Origin of the sequence: Bacteroides sp. OF04-15BH (genome assembly GCF_003477995.1) — a bacterium.
Taxonomy (GTDB): Bacteria; Bacteroidota; Bacteroidia; order Bacteroidales; family Bacteroidaceae; genus Paraprevotella.
The window spans coordinates 94607-116516 of sequence record NZ_QUEM01000007.1 but is presented as its reverse complement, the minus strand read 5'-3'; the positions used below and the strand labels follow the sequence as shown (position 1 = coordinate 116516).

12 protein-coding genes are annotated in these 21910 nt (G+C 44.4%); all 12 read right to left on the bottom strand.

Features of this window, described 5'->3' with window-relative positions; all coding sequences use genetic code 11:
* Nucleotides 1–5: 5 nt before the first annotated feature.
* A complete protein-coding gene (locus tag DXA74_RS04840; protein ID WP_147401035.1) occupies nucleotides 6–1712 on the bottom strand; it encodes a hypothetical protein in 1707 nt (568 codons plus the stop codon).
* Nucleotides 1713–1730: 18 nt separating this feature from the next.
* Complete coding sequence (locus DXA74_RS04835) at nucleotides 1731–3905, bottom strand: fasciclin domain-containing protein (protein WP_118525693.1); 2175 nt, start codon at nucleotides 3903–3905, stop codon at nucleotides 1731–1733.
* Between the two features lie 6 nt (nucleotides 3906–3911).
* The gene (locus DXA74_RS04830; RefSeq protein ID WP_118525692.1) at nucleotides 3912–5684 is read right to left on the bottom strand and encodes a RagB/SusD family nutrient uptake outer membrane protein; all 1773 of its coding nucleotides are present in this window, start codon (nucleotides 5682–5684) and stop codon (nucleotides 3912–3914) included.
* A gap of 11 nt (nucleotides 5685–5695) precedes the next feature.
* Nucleotides 5696–9079, bottom strand: a complete 3384-nt coding sequence (locus tag DXA74_RS04825) for a SusC/RagA family TonB-linked outer membrane protein (RefSeq protein ID WP_118525715.1) — start codon at nucleotides 9077–9079, stop codon at nucleotides 5696–5698.
* An 8-nt stretch (nucleotides 9080–9087) separates the two neighbouring features.
* A complete protein-coding gene (locus DXA74_RS04820; protein ID WP_147401034.1) occupies nucleotides 9088–12024 on the bottom strand; it encodes a hypothetical protein in 2937 nt (978 codons plus the stop codon).
* Nucleotides 12025–12529: 505 nt separating this feature from the next.
* On the bottom strand, nucleotides 12530–14551 hold the full coding sequence (locus DXA74_RS04815; protein ID WP_118525690.1) for a tetratricopeptide repeat protein: 2022 nt from the start codon (nucleotides 14549–14551) through the stop codon (nucleotides 12530–12532).
* A gap of 14 nt (nucleotides 14552–14565) precedes the next feature.
* A complete protein-coding gene (locus DXA74_RS04810; RefSeq protein WP_118525689.1) occupies nucleotides 14566–17052 on the bottom strand; it encodes a transglycosylase domain-containing protein in 2487 nt (828 codons plus the stop codon).
* Between the two features lie 41 nt (nucleotides 17053–17093).
* A complete protein-coding gene (gene miaA / locus DXA74_RS04805) occupies nucleotides 17094–17999 on the bottom strand; it encodes a tRNA (adenosine(37)-N6)-dimethylallyltransferase MiaA (protein ID WP_118525688.1) in 906 nt (301 codons plus the stop codon).
* A gap of 2 nt (nucleotides 18000–18001) precedes the next feature.
* A complete protein-coding gene (locus DXA74_RS04800; protein WP_118525687.1) occupies nucleotides 18002–18553 on the bottom strand; it encodes a hypothetical protein in 552 nt (183 codons plus the stop codon).
* A gap of 12 nt (nucleotides 18554–18565) precedes the next feature.
* Nucleotides 18566–19339, bottom strand: coding sequence for an acyl-ACP--UDP-N-acetylglucosamine O-acyltransferase (lpxA, locus tag DXA74_RS04795; RefSeq protein ID WP_118525686.1), 774 nt, complete (start codon nucleotides 19337–19339; stop codon nucleotides 18566–18568).
* 10 nt (nucleotides 19340–19349) lie between these two features.
* Entirely contained in the window at nucleotides 19350–20735 is a 1386-nt protein-coding gene (locus DXA74_RS04790; RefSeq protein ID WP_118525685.1) for a bifunctional UDP-3-O-[3-hydroxymyristoyl] N-acetylglucosamine deacetylase/3-hydroxyacyl-ACP dehydratase, read from the bottom strand.
* Between the two features lie 6 nt (nucleotides 20736–20741).
* Complete coding sequence (lpxD, locus tag DXA74_RS04785; protein ID WP_118525684.1) at nucleotides 20742–21791, bottom strand: UDP-3-O-(3-hydroxymyristoyl)glucosamine N-acyltransferase; 1050 nt, start codon at nucleotides 21789–21791, stop codon at nucleotides 20742–20744.
* Nucleotides 21792–21910: the final 119 nt, after the last annotated feature.

The following is a 21910-nucleotide window of genomic DNA, read 5'->3' as shown; positions in this document are numbered from 1 at the left end:
AAGGTCTACTCTTCTTTTTTAGCTTTCAAGATAATCTTGTCCACATAAATACTGTTCGTATACTTCTTGTTAATTTCACGCGGACCTGCTGTTACCTCCAGTTTCAGAGTCGGATAAGCATTATCTACTCCTTGATAAGCAATAGGGAACTGGAAATCCTTGAACAACAAAACGGTATCAACCTTGGTTGTATCGCTGATAAAATCCTCTGATGTCTTGGATTTTTCCAACTCAGAAGTTCCATCATAATAGTTGATGGTTGCAGCAAACTTCAAAGGCATGGTATTGGTCTTCAAAGTATCCTGAATGTTCTCCGGCAAAATAATTGCATAAATATCATATTTAGTAGACAGAACATTAGGCAACTTATACGCAATATTGGTTGCAGTGTTTAAAGACAATGGAACTGTATAAGCATAAGAGTTACCACTGATGCTTCCCTTAATCTTTGGATTGCGTGATGTGCTGGTTACAGAAGCTGTATTGACACGGGTTGAAACGTTTATACCGTCAGAATACAAATAAGTGAAACTTTCACCCTCAACTTCTATATCGTCAGATACATTATAACGGTAATCATCGGTAAGATAAACATAACCGTTACTTACTCTGATCGGCTCAATACCCTTAAAGATATCGTTGCAATAAGGTGTATCTACTACAATATAAGAAGTCGTAAACAAAGAATCGGTATGACCGAAATCCTCCAAAGTATAGTCTTTCTGTCTGTTCGGGCTGAAAGCCAAACGGTTCACGATAGACATGAGAGACTGATTCTTCTGAATGGTATCCGGATTAACCTTCTTACCTTCCTTGTTCTTATCATCCTTATTGGCATAAGCAAAGCCCATGTATTTAAAATAAGGATAAGTTTTGGCAATTGCCTTGTCCCAACCTGTATTGGTAGGCATAATCATGACAAAAGTACTGTCCTCATTCTTCAGATTTGCATTCAATCCGGACCAAGTCTCACCACGATACTGGAAAGAGAAGTTAAAGGCCTTACTTTCAGTTATCATAACAGAATCAGCCCAGGTTACCTCGCCATTGACAATACCTCCCTGAACACTCTGGTTCTCGTCCAGGTAAGTTGTATCGCGCTCACTAAAATACTGATAAAGACTGCTTACTTCCGGTGTCGTCTGCATATATTCATACAAGTTGTTCAGGAAAGGAACAGTTGCACTTAATTTATGAAGAACACCATTGGTAGCCGGAATATTAGCTTCCACGATATCCACATCCTTGAACTTCTTCTGGCTGTTATCCAGAATACCCAGTTTGGAGTTCAACATCGTAATAGAGTCAGCTTCAGAGCCACTCACATTGCGGGCAAAAGAGTTGATATGATTGCGTACAAAACGATGATCTACGCTATACTCATCCTTTTCGATGTCTGCCAATACTGCATCCAGATCAAAGGTGCTGTCAACAGGTGCCCACACGGTCATCTTATTATTCTGCTGCAGAATATCCTTGTAGGTCAAATTGCTGGCTTTTGTCTCATTATTATAATAATGAACCTTTTCAAGCACCTTGGCAAAATTCTTCAAGTTTGGCTGTTCTACAATCTGCTCCCACAAACTTTTGGTAGCCACACCGTCAGAAATGCCATAATGCTCATCTATGGTGTCGGTGCAGGCGGAGCAGCCCGCAATGACTGCTGCTCCTAAAACACCTTTCTTAAATAATCTCATATATTTTCTTTCCATAAATTCAGTTTGTTAATATTACCACTCATCTTCCGGAGTTGTCGGGTGAGCATATACTTCACTCGGAACCATCTCAATGTAGTCACAGAAGAACTCTGTCTGTGTATTGTCCAAAGCAGACTTGAATCTCAGATAATATGTCTTTCCAGTTTCCATATACTGCTGAGTCAAGATCTTTCTGTTACATGCTGCATTATCGTATGCCATACTGTTGGAAGTAGGGGTTGTATAGTATCTAGGTCCTCTTACCCAACCGCTGTTACGCAGATTCTTGGCAACCTCTTCATTATAGCTCTGGTCCTCAGATCCAAGTTCCCAACCCACATTCAGAGTTGCCAAACCACCTTTACCACCTGCACTTGCATACGGCATACGCAAGTCCATCGGAACATCTACCGGAGCCAAGGTTGTTCCCTCTTCTCCGAAGTAAACCTGACACATACCACGCTCAGGGTTACCAGATACGGCATAACGAATCTCATAAGTTCCATCATAAGGTACTGGAGGCAATTTCAATGTCAAGTCATAGTTACCGACAACGAATACCTCGTCACCCTGATAGTCTGACCAGTTGGTTGCAGTAGCTCCACTCAAATAAGTGAATACGGTGAACTGAGTTCTCTGAATATTCTGCAACTTGAACTGCGGTGGGAAGTAGATCAAACTCTTATCGTTTGAATAAAGTCCCATTGGACGACGATAACCCAAGTTAATCAATTCAGGCAACAAAGAAGCCCAATCGAAACGCAGTCTCTCTTTCAACACCTTGTCAACCACATCGTAGTTATAAACCAGAATACGGTCGATCGGATAAATATAACCGTTCAATGCACTGTTTGCAGTATTTACGGAATCCGCCTGCGTATTGATCAGCGCACCTTCGATAACAACACTGCTCTCCTTATATGTCTTCGTATCCATAATGGCCTTACGGTTCAAACGCTTGCCACTCTCATTACTACTTTCAGTAATCTTCAGCAAACGACGAGGACCACCCTTTTGTGACATGGTCTCGTAATACTCATACACAGGAATCGTCACAATGATATTACCTTTCTTAGCCTCTTCACGGTCAAAGTCTTTCTCATTCCAGTGATTTACCAACTGGTTTGAAGCCAGACTTACCGGCAAAAGGTGGTAAGCCACAAACTGGTTAATGGCATTATCCGGTTTCTTCAAATCTTCGTCAGATGTTCCATAAGTAACTTGAGAGCCCAGGAAGTCATATTGCTTCTTCAAATACTCATTCAGTTTCTCAATCAGCTGACTTGGATCTTCCAATCCCAGTTCCTTCTTAAATACGTCATCTGTCTCGGCAAAAACAGTAAAACCGTATTTTCTATGTTCTGGCAACAACGCATTTGAACCGCTCTGAGTTCCGATTTTCTCAGGAATAGCACTGGTCAAATCCAGATCCTTATAGAATTCTTCATAGTCCTGATCCAGATATTTGTCAATGCCCATAGAATCTTCCCAACCGGTCTTCTGAAGCAGAGTAGCAAACATGGTCATATTCTTGGTATTCTTGAACAAGTCAGATACCGAAGAATTTGAAGGAGCAATAACCTTATTTACTCCCTGGATATAACCGTTTTCTACCTCAATATCCTTATAGATGACTTTTACATCATTCAGGATATAATACTCCATCTTACCGTTTTCGGTAGCTGTATTTGCGGTCAAATAGCGGTCATTCATGTTCGGCAAGGAGAAAACTCCATTATCTACCGGAAATACTGCGGTTTCAAAAGCGGTATTATTACCGCAGTCAATGATACTATTATAAACAATTACTTTTGCCAGAGAGTCACCCAAATGCTTTTCTGCCTTGGCAGAATCCAAGAAAACATTAAAGTCCTTGGAATTAAACTTACCCTGCACATACGCAGAATCGAGGAACTCTTCGATGGCCTCATTGGTTGGAGCAAAACAAGTATAGTTACCGTAAGAAGCCAGAAGCTTTGACACAGTAGACTGTGTTCTGTCACTTTGTCTTACGACGTTCAACAGAGCCACGTACTTGCTGTAAATGGAGTCATTTTTCTCCAAAAAACTACATACAGTCTCTCCGGTAAAGGTATACAAATCATCTTTGTTAATCTCTTCACGGCAACCTGAAAAGACTGCGAGTCCAAGGCATGCAAGCCCCAGGCTGCGCATCCAATTCCGCTTTGTATTATTAAATGGTTTCATCTTTCTTTACTTTTTTTGAATTGTACTTTGATCATCCCAGATTGGATTCTGTACCAATTCTGGATTGGCTTTCATTTCAGATTCTGCATAAGGAGAATACATCACCTTCATGCTCTGTTTGTACTTATTCTTAGCAGTACTTGCCTGAGTTCCCAAGAACTTCTTTCCAAAGATTTCGAATGCTTTGGTTGGTCCATCTGCTTCACCTTTACGCATTGCGTAACGAACCAAGTCAAACCAACGCTTGCCTTCTCCGAAGAATTCACGGTTTCTTTCGCGAAGAATCAGGCCTTCCAACTCATCCTTGTTGCTAGCACGTGAATCCGGCAATTTTTCAGATTCCTTGGCATAAGCATTAGCACGCTCATTAACGGCTTTAACCAATTCAAAAGCTCCCTGCAAATCTGTTCCGATCATACACATAGCTTCAGCCTTCATCAGCAACACATCGGTCAAACGATAAAAGATCCAGTTTGCATTCGCAGTTGCTCCTACAGTATAAACCGGTGCTTTTCGTCCAGAGACATCCGTATTATCACTCAAAGCTGACTGCTCGATAGCAGAAGCTGCATATTTCACAATAACGTATGAGTCATCACCAGCGTCTTGAATAGAAGCCCATCTTCTCAAGTCAGTCTTAGAGAACAAAGCTGCATTGCTTGCATCATCTGCACTAGAAGACAATGTTGTGGCAATCACACTTGGAACAAGCACACCGTTTTTATCAGGCTTCTGATAAAAGTTCTGAACCATTGTATTAGAGTTCACCGTACCGTCAAACTGAAGTTCAAAGATACTTTCAGAACTGTTCTTGTCTCCAAAAATCTCGTTATAAGCATTTGAAGTGGTCAGTCCGACTCCTTCCATACCTATATTCTGAATCAGATGGTAAGGATTATCTGCATCAGAAGTTGAGCCGCTGCCGCCGCCAATAGACGGGAAACCTGAACCATTCATGCTATTCTTACGGTATTCCTCATCTTTCAGCGCAATAACCTTATCGCACTGCTTGATACAAGCCTGATAGTTTGAATCGGCCTTTGCCTTGTCACGACTCTCATAGTAAGAACCACGCCACAAATACAAATCAGCCAAAACGGTATGTACCGCCTTATCTGTAATCAAACCTCTGTTATCTGCTGAATTACCGAAATTGGTAGTCATATTGGTAGTAGTCACATACTCCAACTGATTGATCAGCGAATCCAATAAAACAGCCTGAGGTGTTGCCTTCAAGGTACGCACTTCATCATCATCATTGATTGCGGTGAAAACCATCGGCACATCTTCGAAAGTACGAAGCAGATAGAAATAGTTCAACGCTCTCAAAGTGATCATTTCCGCGCGAATACCTTCCCATTCTGCCTCAGAAAAACTCTTGTCTTTCTGAAGGATTTCAGGACCATGCTGCAAAACCTTGTTGCAATAGTTAATGGTCGCATAAAAACTGGACCAATTGAAATAACCATTTGAAGGTTTTAGGTTGACATTCAAAATGTCCTGTATATCTGATGAAGGAGCATTACCGGAATTTTTGTCAAAGTTATCCGCTCTCAACTCACCCCATACCATGTATCGCTCCATACAGTCATTCGATACCATATTTACATAAGCTGCATTGCGAACACTTTCCAAATCCTTCTTATCTTCCCAAAAGCTTTCCTCCACAATCTTATCCATTGGATAAAGAGTCAACCAATCGTTGCAAGAAGTAAGTGTAGTTCCCAATGCCAGGCATCCTAACAATGCCGCATATCTAATTTTCTTACGATTTTTCATTTCTTACACTTTTAGAAACCAACGTTTAAACTTACTGTAAATGACTTAGAACGAGGAGTCTTGTTGCTATCGGTAGCAACACCCCATCCTGAAGTTGTCACATCAGGGTCTGTTCCTGTATACTTGCTCCAAACCCACAAGTTGTTTGCAGAGGCTGACAAACTCAATGAGCTCAAACCAATCTTCTTGATTTTCTTAGCATCGAAGTTGTAACCCAAACGCAAGTACTGGAAACGCAGATAGTCACCATTTTCCACATAACGGTCGCTGGCCAAAGCGTTATAAGTTTTGCCATCAGCAGCCTTGCTGTTCATAGCACGTGGAATCTCGGTTACATCACCGTTCTTTCTCCATCTCCACTTGGTTGCCTGGCTCTGGTTGTTGTTGTTCAACATATCCTCAGCCTGCATTCTGGCCATATTGATAATCTGGTTACCGATACGATAGTTGAAAGAAGCACTCAAGCTCCAGTTACCGTAGTAGAAGTCTACACCGAAACCACCATTACAAGTTGGATTAGAGTTACCCAAATATACGATATCCAATGCATTGATCTGTCCGTCATGGTTGATATCCTCATAGATAACATCACCACCCTGGAACTGATAGTTTACACCACCATAGTTGAAATACATTGGCAATGGGTTACCCTTGGCATCTGTAATCATATTGCCGTTTGCATCGTAAGCGATTGGACAGGTATAGTTGTCACCACGCTCCTGGGCAGCTGCAGCTGTGTTGTCGCCATAAGTCTTTCTGGAAACATCAGTATATCCGTTATGATCATAATCGTATGCATAAACACCTTTATAACGGAAACCGTAGATTGATCCCAAAGCATTACCGATCTGAACACGACCCAAATAGCTTTCGTTTGCGTAGTTGAAATCTGCATTCAGGCTCTCCAATACAGAAGCATCCATTTCTTCAATACGGTTGATGTTCTGTGCGATATTGGCACTCAACTTCATGCTGAACTTACCGACACGGGCAAACTTAGAAGTGTTTGCATACAACTCCCAACCTCTATTGCGCATAGTACCTACATTCTGCCATGCCAAAGAAGAGAAACCGGTATGAGAAGGAATACTTACATTCTGCAGAGCCAAGTCTGTAGTCTTCTTATTGTAAATTTCCAATGCGAAAGTTACCAGATCGTTCCACAATCCTAAGTCAAAACCAATATTCCAAGAAGAAGTCTTCTCCCACTGCAAAGAGGCCAGACGCAAGTTTTCCGGCTTGATGGCACCATGGTTGTTACCGTATGAACCAAAGTCAGCATATTTGTTGTACTGGTTATAACCACCACCGACAACATTACCTACGATACCCCATCCCGGACGGAATGCCAACATAGACATCCAGCTCTTCAAAGGTTTCATGAAGTCCTCATCGATGATATTCCAACGACCAGACACACCCGGGAAAGTACCGAATTTCTTACCGGCACCGAAGTCTGTACGACCGTCTGTACGGAATGTAGCTGTCAAGCTATACTTTGACTTGTATGAATAGTGAACAGAACCGGTGTATGACAGGTTTCTCCATTCACCCGGACTGGTGCTACAAGCTGTCAGATATGCATCCAAAGTAGGATCAGTCAAACCTCCAGGAATACCTCTTGAAGTCAAAGACTGGTCGTTACTTGTACCACTGGTCATTTCAAAACGCAACAAAGCACTCAGAGCATGATCCTCGTTATTGAACTTAGGATAGAAAGCCAAGTCATGACGAGTAGTGAACTGCATACTCTTGTACTCACGGTTAGAAGCACTGTTAATACCGTCGTACCACTTATTATTGGTCAAAGATGCCGGATAATAAGAATTCTCACTGGTATTATAGATCTGCATCTGAACATCTCCGGTATAGTTCAACTGAGTTTCATCATCATCCTTACCCAAGAACTTATACTCAACAGAGAACTGCGGAGTAATGTTAAACTGCTGCTCACGCTTCCAAGCCTGATTAGCAATAGCAACCGGGTTACCGTTTGAATACATATCACCCAAATTGGCAGAAGTATAGTTCGGCTGGAAACCGCCCTGGTCTGTCAAAGGCAACATGTTAAAGTAGTTACCGGTCATCTGAGGATTTTCAATACTGCTGTTGTATTCATAAATACTCATATTCGGCATAGCCTTGTATGCACGTGCCAAGATATCATCATAGTTCTTATGATTATCTGTGAAAGACAATGAGAAGTTAGATGAGAACTTGATACGGTCTGATACATAGTAATCCAATGCCAGACGAGTTGTGAAACGATCCAGGTTCTGTTTGATGATCGTACCAGACTCCTTGTCATAACCAACACCTACACGGAAAGTAGCCTTCTCACCACCACCGGTCAAAGTAACATAGTAGTTGTGAGCCTGTCCAAACTGAGTAACTGCATCAACCCAGTCTGTATTCTTGTTGTAGTTGTTGTAGATATAAGGATAAGCCGGATTATAGTCCAACTCCAACATGTTAGACGAGCTTGTATTCTGCTTTGGATTGAAATAAGCCTCCTTCAACATCATGGTATAACCGTCACCATCCAACAGGTTCATACCCTGACCCTGCCAGTTACCAGAGAAACGATAAGAGAAGTTGACACGAGTCTTACCACGTTTACCACGACGTGTCTTGATAGAAAGCACACCGTTGGCACCCTTAGAACCCCAGATAGCAGTTGCAGAAGCATCCTTCAACACCTCGATTTCGGCGATATCTTCCGGATTTACCTGCAACAGAGTTGAGAACTGCTCCTCGTTATCCAGATTTTCGAAATCGATTTCCTGTGCGTTATCCGGCAATTCGAAGATATGACCATCCACAACGATCAATGGCTCGGCATTACCGTTGATGGTAGTTGTACCACGCAAACGCATGGTAGTACCGGCACCCAGGTTACCTGAGTTGGCCACGATATCCAAACCGGCGATCTTACCCTGCAAAGCCTCGTCAACAGACTCAAAAGAAAGTCCCTGCATCTCGTCCATGTTGAACTTCTGGCGAGCTACTGAGATTTCACGCTCAGGGATAGACAAACCGTTGCTGACAGTTTTCTTCTTATGGGTAACGGTCACCTCATCAATCTGACGAGAGGCATCCTTCATTTTAACCTTGAACACACTCTTGTTACCGATAACCTCCACATGATTCTGGAAACCCATGTAAGTAATCTTCAACTTATTCTTCGGGTTCTTAATGGTCATGGTAAAGTTACCATTCATATCTGTAGTCGTAGCAGAAACGATACGATTGTTGGCATCCACCTCTGTAACATTGGCCATCATAATGCCACCAAAGTCATCCGATACAGTACCAGAAATACGTCTTTGCTGCGCCATAGCCGCACCTGTTGCAAAACAGGCGAACATAAGCAATAGAATCTTTATCTTATTCATGGTATCCATTATTTGTTTTTAATGCGAAAATTAGCTGCGGTGCGTTTTGCTTTTGCAGCTGTTGACCAATATTTACTCTCATAAGTTTCTCCTTCATTCAACTTGGTATATCTCAATACACCATCAACTTCATGAATTACACTGTAAGCAGAAGATTTGATCTGACTGCCGATCAAGTTGATATTAGCAGCAGAATAATCTACGTTTGTAATATAATCACGAGCAATGATGTTCTTCTTGCTCGTTACCTTGCAGTCGTAATATCCATCTTTCTTCAAAACCATTTCACCGTTACCGGTCTGCTGTGAAGTAATGGTTACGAACTTCTGTCCAGCGTCATCCAAAGTTGCGGAATTATAATTATGTACGCTTGTTGCATTCTTATCAGCGAACTCAGAATTATCCTGGAAGTGTCCACGAACAAAGTTCAACAAACAAGCAACCTGTGCTTTTGCTATTTCTTTAGCTCCTTCAGGCAACACTCCATCAACCTCGTGTTGTGTGATATACTCCCGAATGCTGTCCCAAGTAGGAAGCTTCTTTTCTGCGATTTCCTTCTCTACAGCTGCATCTGTCGGAACATATACCGTATAGTTAAAGTTGGTAAAGAATGATACATTCTGATCCAATCCCTTGTTATTGATAAAGATCAGATACTTGTTCAACTCTCTACGCTTTTCATCATCCGATGCTTCCGGATCATAAACCACTGTTCCGGTCTTAGTCAGGATATCTTCAGTAACACCGGTACACAGTTCCAGGAACTTATTGTTACCCATATCGCTCATAACCTTGTAAACAGACTGCACGGCAGGCTGAATCGGAGCATTCACGCAATAGGTTGTACCATTTGTCTTTTCATAGGTTTCTTCAGTAGAAGCATAATAGAAACCAGGAACTGTTCCAGAAAGACCCGGATAAGTTTTCTGATTTTCAATCTGCATACCACCCTGAGCCTGAACATTATTTCCATTAACGGTAACTCGGATCGGAGAACCACTCTTGGTCAGATAATATTCATTTCCGCTCTTAACACCGTCCGGTTCCTGAGCTACATCATGCACAATGGTATGAGTCTCCAGAATATCACCCAAACGGTTCAAGCACTCATCCTGACCCGGTTTGGTACCAACAAGCTCACGTCCTTTCACTCCAGTTGCCAGGTCAAAAGAGAACTGCTTGTAATCCAACGGAGCGATATTTTTATTAGAACTCTTTTCAGCATTGTAAGTGAAAGAAAGAACTCTGGCCTTTGTTTTCTGGCCCGGAATAATTGACAGCGGGTCAATATAATTCTGCAAGGCATCATCACTCGGCAAGAACAAAGAGAACTTGATACCATCACCCTTGGCACGCAAGTAAGCGAAGTAGTTCAAATACATCAAGTTGTTCTTACCATCAGAACCTTCACCATTATAAATGGCAAACTTCATAATCTTGTAGTTGTCACCAATATAAGCCGGAGAAGTTACTGCAGCATAGTCAACAGGAGGATAAACCTTATCCATAATGTAAACGACACCATTATTGGCAATCTTCACATCAGAAATATCTCCCTTAGTTTCTTCCTCATTCGGGAACAGGTTATCGTTTGCCTGGTCAAGAATGGTAGTAAATTTACTTGGAACAGATTCTACAAAAGATTTCTGCATCAAGTTGCTTACCAAAGAGTTCAGGATTGACAAAGGAATCTGATCCAAATTGGTATACAATGCCTCTAAAGAATTATCATTCTTAATGATGGCATAGTTGTCGAGAATATCTCGTCCTTCACCCTCCAGGAAGTACTGCTTCAAGGCATCATCGGTTGGCACGAACATGGCTGCCATATCAGTAGCCTTGTCAACACGATCACTTGCTTGATACTGATTCCAAGCCGGATCCAGTTTCAGGGTTGCAAAGTATGGAGACGGAACCTCGCCATCCGGACCCTTTACCAAAGAACCATCAGTGATAACATCTGTCATCGAAGAGGTATTGGTAATCTGTGAATAATATTTACGGATAAAAATTGAATCCTGGAAAGTCTGGTCAATATTTTCCTTATACTGTCTTGTCAGGTTGGCATCATAATAAGGAGCACTGAAACGGTCCAGAATATGGCTGAAAATATTGGTTTTTCCACTATTTCGAATCACTTCGGCCATATTCGGCTGAGGGATCAACACATTTTCCAATTCATGGATATAACCATTCTGGCAAGTGATATCCTTGTTGATAACCTTATTGTCGTAAATATAATACTGATTAAATTCGTGTTCCTGTCCTACAATAAATTTAAAGTCATCGGCAGTAATACTTGACTTTGACATAAAGTCGTCTGTAAAGAACACCATCATTGGAGTTGAATTATCAGAAACGACATAGAACTTGTCTTTAGCCTTGTATTGTTCCCAATAATTCTTGTCATCCGGATTCTCAGAAGTCGGGAATTCATCAGCCTTCAGAACCGGAATGGAGTCTGTCAACTCCACAGAGGTAACCTTACGCATGTTAGTTCCCTTTGTTACTGTACCTTCTGAACGAGACATCATCTCCATCAAATAGGCAGAATTCAGCATGGCAGAATTCAAAAGGAGCTTCTTCTGCGCCAGGGTCAGCTTATCGTAGCTGGTTGCATTTCCCCAAGGAGTGTTTGGATTTGCAGCGGCATCAGCTGCATTCTTCTCATAAAATCTTTGGAAAGCAGAATCATTTGCCACAAACAAAGTTCTACTTCCTGTAGTTGACAACACATCTTTGAGACCAAGGTCATTGATCAATTTCACGAAATTCGTGTAATTACCCTTTTCCTCCAAGTAGTTGTAAATACTCGAACCGAGCCAGGTTGGCGTTTCATCATCCAACTTGTATTCATCGGCACAAGAGTACGTCAAGCCACAGGCTGCAAGAAGACACAACGCGTGCGTTGCTCTCTTACTGATTTTGCTTAAACGGTCTTTCATACACTTTTAAAATTGAAAATTTATTAATTTAATTTGCTTGTCTTTGCTTTGTTAATGCCATAATAGACATACAAATTTAATTCTTAATATGAGAATAAGGTATCAGGGCCTCCGAATATGACATTCTGTTAACAAAGTTTAGTGATAGAATTCCTTTTAGTGTTAAAATCCGAGGGTTTATTGGAGGGTATTAATACACTTAATCATCGGTTTTAAGAGGCAAAATCTTGTTTTCAGGATGCTTTCTGCAAAGCCAGGAAAAGTTCACCGGAAACGGACTGATTGGTTGACGATCTCCATGCAGAAAAAAGAGAACAGGACATTTTCAAAGGAATCAGCAAGCCCGAATAAAGTGATCAGCATGAAATGAACAAATCATTTCGATGTTTTTTCAAAAACATTGTGATCAAAATCAGAAGCAAGAAAGGTGTTCGGAAAATATTGTATTTTTTTTGACATAATCTTTTAAAATGCAATAAGGGCAAAAAACAAAAACTTAATATTTTTATTTTTTACCCTTATTTTTTTTCAAACGCTCAGCCCAAGCCCACTGTTCGGCGGCTTCTGTTTCCCGACCGCACTGCATCAGGGCATTTCCATAAAACTCACGTGTCTGTGCATGCTCGGGTTTCAGAGAGGTTGCCTTGTCAAAATCAGCCGCAGCCTCGTCGGGACGACCAGAAGCCAACCGAAGTTTTCCCCGATGATACCAGGCCTTGAAACAAAGGGGAGACAGTTCGATGGCCTGTGAATAGCAACGCTCTGCCTGCATCACTTCGCCCTCGGCAACCAACGTAACGCCCTTGCGCACCCAGGCATCCAGATAGTTGGGATTCAACGCTATCGCCTTATCATAATTTCGGATGGCGGCCTGGTTATTGTGGGCATGCACCACACATTCATTACCCATCTGGTAATACTCACGGGCATATCCGTTCATTTGCTCCTGACGGGCATGAAGCTCCTCACGCAACTGCTGGTTCTGCCGGCGCAAACGGTTTATCTCCTCCAGCTTATAACGGATAAAACGCTTGTTCAAAGGACTTTCTATATCGTAACGGGCATGGATGGCTTCAAAAAAATGACTGACGCAACCGTCGAAATCCCCTGAATTAAAAGCTGTCACCGCCTCATGATAGGCGATATCGGCATGAGCGGACTGAAGAGCACGGTCCACTGCCGCACGGTCGTTGAACCTGCGGGAAAAGGCCAGGATTTCCGGACGGACAAAGATATCACTCCGCTTCAGCGGTTCGCGCAGCACGATGCCGGCCAACGAAGTACAACGGCTCAAAGCCACATAGGCTTGTCCGGCAGCAAACACGCCACCGCTGAAGTCTATATGTACTTTCGAGAAAGTCAATCCCTGACTTTTATGCACTGTCATAGCCCAGGCAAGCTTGATGGGAAACTGCTCAAAAGCCCCAAGCTCTTCTTCTTCGATGACTTTCTTCTCGGCATTATACCGATAGCGGATGTTTGTCCATTTTTCTTTTTTGACCAGACAGTCCTTACCGTCCTCGGTGATGATTTCCACAAAATTCAATTCAGGATCGATATACTCTACCCGCCCAACAGTTCCGTTCACCCATTGCTTTTCCATATCGTTTTTCACGAAAATCACCTGAGCGCCGATTTTCAGATGCAGCACTTCAGCTGTCGGCAAAGCGGATTCGGGAAAGTCGCCTTCGATGCGCCCTTTCAGTTCGCAGACTTCGCCTTCCAGACGATTCAGACGGTCATAGTTGATGTGGTCCACCACATGGCGTTTCGTAGCCAGAGTAATAAAGAAATCGTGTTCCGGATCACTCGTTCCGGATGCTGAAGGAAGACAACGCTGGTTCAAACGGCTCAGGTCATCGCCGGAAAGGGTATTACAACGGATATGATCCAAAAGAGCGACAAAAGAAGCATCTTTCTGGCGATAGACTTTGGTCAGTTCCACGGCAACCAGCTCCGTTTCTCGGAACACATGCGCCGAAAAGAAAAAAGGGGAAGGATAAAACTGGCGCAACAACTCGCGTTCCTCTGACTTGACCACCGGCTCCAACTGGAACATGTCGCCCACGAAAAGCATCTGCTTTCCGCCAAAGGGTTTACGCAGATTGCGGGAATAAACGCGGAGAATCTTGTCAATCACATCAATGATGTCGGCACGCACCATGGAGATCTCATCAATGACAATCAGCTCCACTTCCTGAATCAGTTTACAGAGTGCCCGGTTGTATTTCAGGGTGTCGCGTATCTTGCCGAACGAAAAGCGGGTATCGTCCGGCAGAAAGGGATAAAAAGGAAGTTTGAAAAAGCTGTGCAAGGTCACCCCACCGACATTGATCGCTGCAATGCCTGTGGGGGCTAGAATCACATATTTCTTTTTCGTATGGGCGCAGATGTACTTCAGAAAGGTGGACTTTCCGGTTCCGGCCTTACCGGTCAAGAATAGTGAGTTACTGGTATATTGCACCAGACGCAGAGCATTCTGAAACTCTGCGTTACTGGTGTCAATTTCTTTTTTGTTTGTCGTCAACGGTGCTTTTTCTGTTAAGGCATCACATGTTCAATCGGAGGCAAGTCGATATTCTCCGATGCTTTTCCATTCAGCAGGGAATCGCTCTCCACCCGATCGATGGTCATGGACACCGAATCGTTTACTGCCACAGAATCCGTATCGGCCGGTGCATAATAATAGCCACTACAGTTCCAGCTGGACGGGTCGAGATCTTCTTTCGGCGGAGCGAACTTGACGCGATACTGTGCAAAACGGTCGTCCAGCAACACATCGTTCAGGAAATAGCCGCAGATAGGCAAGGCAGTACGGCTACCTTGTCCCAATGCTCCGGTACGGAAGTGGATGCTTCGATACTCTCCTCCTACCCAGGCACCGACTACCAGATTAGGTGTCACTCCGACGAACCAGGCGTCGGAATGGTTGTTCGAAGTTCCGGTTTTACCTCCAAACTCAGTCATCGAAGCCACCGGATGAATATAGCTCCACAAAGCAGCGGTAGTTCCTCCGCGTTCGGTCATACCGCCCCGGAGCAGTTGCTGCATCAGATAGGCAGAACGGTAAGGGATGGCCTGCACATCCTGCACCTCGGCTTCGTATATGACATTGCCGTCACGGTCCACAATTTTCTGCACCAGAAGCGGGTCGTGTGCCTTTCCGTCGTTGATAACGGTGCCATAGCTGTTGACCAGCTCCAGCAGATTTACGTCCGAAGCTCCTAGACTCAATGCCGGAGTCTCATGCAGTGGAGACTTGATTCCCATTTCGTGCGCGGTACGCGCCACGTTGTGAATACCCATTTCGTAACCCAGTTTCACAGCAATACTGTTGATACTTTGTGCAAAGGCTGCCTTGAGCGGAATGGCTGCACCGGTAAAGTATCCGTTGGCATTGGTCGGAGTCCACGTCGTCGGTTCGCCGTTAATGGTATCCGGATATTGTTTCCACTCATCCACACGGGTATCACACGGAGTGAGTCCCTGATTCATGGCCTCGGTATAGACAAAGAGTTTGAACGTAGATCCCGGCTGACGCATAGCGGTCACCTTGTCATACTTCCAGGAATCGAAGTCAACATCGCCCACCCAGGCCTTTACGGCTCCGGTCTGTGGCTCGATGGCCACAAAACCGCAATGCATAAACTTCACCATATAACGGATAGAGTCCATGGTGCTCATCACCTCTTCCTTCGGTCCGTCATAGCTGAAGAGTTTTACCTTATGCGGCAGATTCAGATAATAGTTCACGGAATCGGGTTCATTCGGGAACTTGTTGCTATAATATTTATAGGTATCGGTACGCTTGGCCAGATCCTCTATAAAGTTCGGAATCTCCTCATGCTTTTCGTTCTGCCACGGGTTGGTCTTTCCCCAATGGTTGTTGAAGTTACGCTGAATCACCGCCATCTGTTTCTGCACGGCAGCCTCGGCATATTTCTGCATACGGGTGTCCAGAGTGGTGTAAATCTTCAGTCCATCGGCATACAGATCGAGCTTATTGGCAGAATCACAACCGTCAACCAGACCTTTTTCACACAGGTCATCGATATAATCGGCCAATGCCAGACGGAAATACGGCGCAATACCATCGTAATTGCTGGCCAGATTTTTCTGACTCACCTTCATCGGAATGGCTTTCAGAGAATCCAACTGCGCCTTGGTGGCTCTCTTCCCGTCAATCACCAGATGACCGTGCTCATAGAGATTGGTCAGCACGACATTACGGCGGGCTGTACTGTTTTTCGGATTGCGGCGGGGATTATAAGTTGAAGTAGCCTTCAGCAGTCCGACCAGAGTAGCCGCTTCTTCGTAAGTCAGCTCCTTGGGGTCCTTTCCAAAATAGGTCCGGCTGGCAGTCTTGATTCCATAAGAGTTGCTACCGAAATCCACGGTATTGAAATACATGGTCAGAATCTCTTCTTTCGAGAAAACCATTTCCAGCTTCACGGCCACAATCCATTCCTTGGCCTTCATCACCAGAATCTTCACCCCGGGTATCTTTCCCAGCAAACCGGTGGAATACTGGGTACGCACGCGGAACAGGTTCTTGGCCAGCTGCTGTGTAATGGTACTGGCACCGCGGGCATGACCGCCCATCATATCCTTTACGGCAGCAAACAGACCCTGAAAGTCCACGCCATGATGGTCGTAGAAGCGTTCATCTTCGGTATCAATCAATGTATTGATCAGATGTGGCGGAAGGTCTTCGAATTTTACCGGAGTGCGGTTTTCATTGAAGAAGCGGCCGATCAGCACACTGTCGGCACTATATACTTCGGAAGCAGCACTGGTAACGGGACTCTTGATGTCCTTAAAACCAGGCGACTTGCCAAACAGATACAAAAAGTTCAGATCGACAGCACCCAACAGCAGAAAAACCGCTACGATGACTGTTGCGATCCACACAAAAACCTTCTTGTACCATGGCCCTCCATAGATTTTCCGAAACATCTTCTTTATGCTCTTTCCCAAAGAAGATATCCTGGAAACAAAACTGTTTCCTCCCTTTTTCTGATCACTCATACCTTCCTAATTCTAATACAAGACTATATTCAAAAGAAAAATCAGACGGCTGACTTTTCTATGCAATTCATAATTTCACTCATTTGCCCAGGCTCAAACCATTTTATCTCTTCATCCCGCTTAAACCATGTCATCTGCTTACGGGAATAAATGCGGGAATTCTGCCGAATCTTATCGGCTGCCTGCTCCAGAGTCATGGCTCCGTCGAAATAGGCAAACATTTCCTTATATCCCACCGTATTCAGTGCGTTGGTGTTGCGATAAGGCATCAGGCTGCGAACTTCCTGCTCCAGTCCCATCTCCAACATCTGCATCACTCTCCGGTTTATCCGGTCGTACAAAATCTCCCGCTCGCGCTTCAACCCGATTTTCACAATCCGGAACGGACGCTCCTTCCGGGTATTGGTGCGGAACGAAGTATAGGTTTTTCCGGTCATATAACAAATCTCAAGCGCGTGAATGACGCGTTTGGGATTTTTCAGATCGACCACCTGATAATATTCGGGGTCTAACACACGAAGCTCGCTGCACAGACGCTCCAGCCCCTCGGCCTCATAACGCTCCAGCATCATCTTCCGGGTTTCCGCATCTACCGTGGGAATATCATCTATTCCCTTGCACACGGCATCAATATACATCATGCTTCCTCCACTGAGCAACACGTAGTCATGGCTCTCGAAAAGCGTTTCCAGCCGCGCCATCACATCCAGTTCAAACTGGGCGGCACTATAGTATTCTCCGGGATTGAGGAATTGCACAAAATGATGCTCCACACGGGCCTGTTCTTCTGGAGTAGGCGCAGCGGTACCGATTCCCATACCTTTATATATCTGTCGGGAATCGGCATTGATAATCGGGGCATGCAAAGTCTCTGCCAAAACAAGGCTTGTCTCTGTCTTACCCACTCCCGTGGGTCCCACCAATACAATCAGGGTCTTCTGCGGCATGCTTAACAGGACTTATCTTCGGTGAAATCAAATCCTTCCGGATCAAATTCTTCGTTGTCGAAAGAATCATCACCATAGAAGTCTTCATCCAAATCCATTTTTCCTTTACCGTCGACAGCCGGCACTACCGCATCAAAGTCGTTATCGGGATGCTGCAACGGCGGCTCTCCGTGCTGACGGCTGCAAACCGGCTGCTCCAACTGCTCACCAAAAATAATCTCGGTCAGCTCCATGAAGAACATGCGCTCGTTCAACGGGTCAAAGACATAAACCAGACGCTGCTTCTCTTCTTCCAGCAATTCGCTCAGGAGAGTATTGCGCATCACATAAAGGTCTTCGTCCGAAGATGAAGTTCCCATATCTTCCAGAACTACTTCCTGCTCTCTCTCCCATTCTTCGTTACACAGGAAGAAACTTGTAATCTGATCGTTCTCGTACTGACAAGAATTTAATATAATCTGATGCAAATCATAAAAGGTTGCATCCGCATCAATTTTATACTCCCGGATGAAATCTTCCACTTCGTCCGAGATCAACGTAAAACGAAAGATCATACTTGAATAGGTTTAATGAACAAATCCTTTCTTTGAACTCTCAATAAATTCTACAATATAGCGTATCTCATCGGTCTGCGGCAACTCTTCACGAATGCGGTTCAGGGCATCCTTAAGCTGCAGGTTGCTCTGATAAATCAGACGATAGGCATTATGAATCAAATCAATTTTCTCGTTAGAGAAACCGTGACGTCTCAAACCGATTACATTCAAGCCGCAATAGGCCGCCGGCTCGCGGGCGCAGGTTGTAAACGGAGGTATGTTCTGACTGAAACGGGTACCGCCGCCAACCATAGCCAAACTTCCGACACGGCAGAACTGATGCATCAACACTCCGGCACTGATGATGGCCTGGTCGTCGATGACCGTCTCTCCGGCCAGTTTGGTACTGTTACCGATAATACAATTGTTTCCTACAATGGCATCATGAGCCACGTGTACCCCTTCCATCAGAAGGTTTCCGCTTCCGACAACAGTTACTCCCTTGGCTGCCGTACCGCGGTTTATGGTCACATTCTCACGAATCTTATTATTATCTCCAATGACAGCTGTCGTTTCCTCTCCACGGAACTTCAAATCCTGCGGAACGGCACTGATCACAGCACCGGGAAAAAACACGTTTCCGGAACCGATGCGCGCTCCATACAAAACGGTCACGCTGTTCATCAGAACATTGTTGTCGCCAATAACTACATTCTTGTCAATAAAACAAAAAGGACCGATCTCACAGTTTTCGCCGATTTTCGCTTCGGGATCGATATATGCTAGAGGGCTGATCTTACTCATAGTGATGAAATTATTTGTTTTTTACGATTTGCGCAGTAAATGTAGCTTCTGAAACAACCTTTTCGCCAACAAAGACATAACCGTGCATCGATGAAATGCCATGACGCAACGGCGCCAACAACTCAACCTTAAAGACCAAAGTATCTCCCGGAACCACCTTCTGACGGAACTTCACCTGATCAATACGCAGGAAATAAGTGCTCCAACGCTCCGGCTCTTCTACAGAGTTCAGAACGAGCAAGCCTCCGGCCTGTGCCATAGCCTCAATCTGCAAAACGCCCGGCATCACCGGCTCCTGAGGGAAATGTCCCTGGAAGAAAGGCTCGTTGGCCGTTACATTTTTCACTGCCACGATGCTGGTCGGACCCAAAGCCACTACCTTATCCACCAACTGCATCGGGTAACGGTGCGGCAACAACTCGCGGATACGGTTTACATCCATCACCGGTGCATCATTGCAATCGAATACAGGTGCCTGAATTTCGTGCGCACGAATCTCCTTACGCATCAGGCGGGCAAACTTATTGTTGATGGTATGTCCCGGACGGGTAGCAATGATACGTCCCTTGATCGGCTTGCCGATAAGCGCCATATCGCCGATAATATCGAGCAACTTATGACGGGCCGGCTCATTTTCCCACACCAAAGGCTTATGGTTCAGATAGCCTTTCACACGGGCATCATGGTGAGCCACTCCGATGGCATCTGCCAACTTATCCAGCGCCTCCTGAGTCGTTTCGTTTTCATAAATCACAATGGCGTTGTCCAAGTCACCGCCCTTGATCAGACCTACCTGCAACAACTGTTCGATTTCACGCACAAAAACAAAGGTACGGCTAGGAGCAATTTCTTTCTCAAAGTTTGCCATATTGTCCAAAGTGGCAAACTGACTGTTCAATACTTTGGAATCGAAAGAAATCATGGTTGTAATACTGAACTCCTCGTCCGGTAAAATCGTAATGCAGGAACCGCTCTTTTCATCACGCACTTCGATTTTCTTCTTAATCACATAATAGTCCTTGGGTGCATTCTGTTCAGCCAAACCCACGCGCTTGATCTGCTCTACATACAGTTCCGCACTACCGTCCAGAATCGGCATTTCAGGACCGTTTACCTGAATCAGACAGTTATCTACCCCCAAAGCATACAGGGCAGCCAGAGCGTGCTCCACGGTGCTGCACTTCACTTCGCCTTTTGACAAAACAGTGCCTCGGGTTGTTTCTGTTACATTCTCAGCGACCGCATCCATAACCGGCATTCCCGGCAAATCAATTCGTTGGATTTTATATCCATGGTTCTCTGGTGCCGGATTGAAGGTTACAGTCAGGTTCAGTCCGGTATGCAGACCCTTTCCGCACAGCGAGAAACTGCCTTTTAGTGTATTTTGTTTTAGCATGATGATTTACTTATCCTTATTTAGTAATTGTTTTAACTCTTCTATCTCTTTCTGCAACTGGTTGACGGTTGCATAAACTTCCGGAAGCTTTTTATAAACCACGCTGGAGCGGGCAAAGTTTTTAGCTTCGATGGCAGGACTTCCCTGCACAGTGATATGTCCTTTACGAATGCTTCCTGCAATACCTGCCTGAGCTCCCGACATCACACGGTCGCCGATTACGGCATGACCGGCAATACCGACCTGACCTCCGAACATGCACCAGGAACCGATTTTTGTGGAACCGGCAACACCTACCTGCGCAGACATTACGGTATTTTCTCCGACCTCTACATTATGGGCAATCTGTACCAGATTATCCAGCTTCACGCCCTTACGTACATAAGTAGAACCCATAGTAGAACGGTCGACGCAAGTATTGGCACCGATTTCAACATCATCTTCGATGGTGACAATACCGATTTGAGGAATTTTCTCATATCCCTCTCCCACCGGAGCAAAACCGAAACCGTCGGCACCGATGACACAACCGGAATGCAAAATAACACGATTACCGATTTTACATCCATGATATACCGAAACATTCGGATAAATCTTACAGTGATCACCAACCTGAACATTTTCCATGATGGTGGTGTTGGGATATATCTGAGTATGATCGCCCACAACAACGTGATCGCCGATATAAGCATAAGGACCTACATAACATCCTTCGCCCAACTTGGCAGTCGGCGAAATATATGCCAGTTCGGAAACCCCCGTTTTCTGGGCTTTAGTGCTTTCATAAAGAGTAAGCAGCCGGGCAACGGCATCATAAGCATTCGGAACCCGAATCAATGTGGCCTTGACAGGCTTCTGCAACACCAGATCCTTGTTCACCAGAACGATACTCGATTGTGTGTCATATATATAATGCTCATATTTTGGATTAGACAGGAACGAGATGGCTCCGGGAACCCCTTCCTCAATTTTGGCAAATGTATGAATCATGGTATCCGGATTACCTTCAACCTCCCCCTGTATAAATGCTGCTATTTGTTTCGCTGAAAATTCCATATTTCATCTATATTGTCCATGATATTCTGCAAATATCGTAAAAAAAATCATAAGAACCATCTTTTTTAGACCACAAATTCAACAGCAACAAGCCTTTTAGGCCATATCACAGTCAGAAA

Excerpts from the sequence above, each read along its gene's own strand:
- DXA74_RS04840 (WP_147401035.1), bottom strand. The coding sequence starts at position 1,712 with ATGGAAAGAAAATATATGAGATTATTTAAGAAAGGTGTTTTAGGAGCA.
- DXA74_RS04835 (WP_118525693.1), bottom strand. The coding sequence starts at position 3,905 with ATGAAACCATTTAATAATACAAAGCGGAATTGGATGCGCAGCCTGGGG.
- DXA74_RS04830 (WP_118525692.1), bottom strand. The coding sequence starts at position 5,684 with ATGAAAAATCGTAAGAAAATTAGATATGCGGCATTGTTAGGATGCCTG.
- DXA74_RS04825 (WP_118525715.1), bottom strand. The coding sequence starts at position 9,079 with ATGAATAAGATAAAGATTCTATTGCTTATGTTCGCCTGTTTTGCAACA.
- DXA74_RS04820 (WP_147401034.1), bottom strand. The coding sequence starts at position 12,024 with ATGAAAGACCGTTTAAGCAAAATCAGTAAGAGAGCAACGCACGCGTTG.
- DXA74_RS04810 (WP_118525689.1), bottom strand. The coding sequence starts at position 17,052 with ATGAGTGATCAGAAAAAGGGAGGAAACAGTTTTGTTTCCAGGATATCT.
- miaA (WP_118525688.1), bottom strand. The coding sequence starts at position 17,999 with ATGCCGCAGAAGACCCTGATTGTATTGGTGGGACCCACGGGAGTGGGT.
- DXA74_RS04800 (WP_118525687.1), bottom strand. The coding sequence starts at position 18,553 with ATGATCTTTCGTTTTACGTTGATCTCGGACGAAGTGGAAGATTTCATC.
- lpxA (WP_118525686.1), bottom strand. The coding sequence starts at position 19,339 with ATGAGTAAGATCAGCCCTCTAGCATATATCGATCCCGAAGCGAAAATC.
- DXA74_RS04790 (WP_118525685.1), bottom strand. The coding sequence starts at position 20,735 with ATGCTAAAACAAAATACACTAAAAGGCAGTTTCTCGCTGTGCGGAAAG.
- lpxD (WP_118525684.1), bottom strand. The coding sequence starts at position 21,791 with ATGGAATTTTCAGCGAAACAAATAGCAGCATTTATACAGGGGGAGGTT.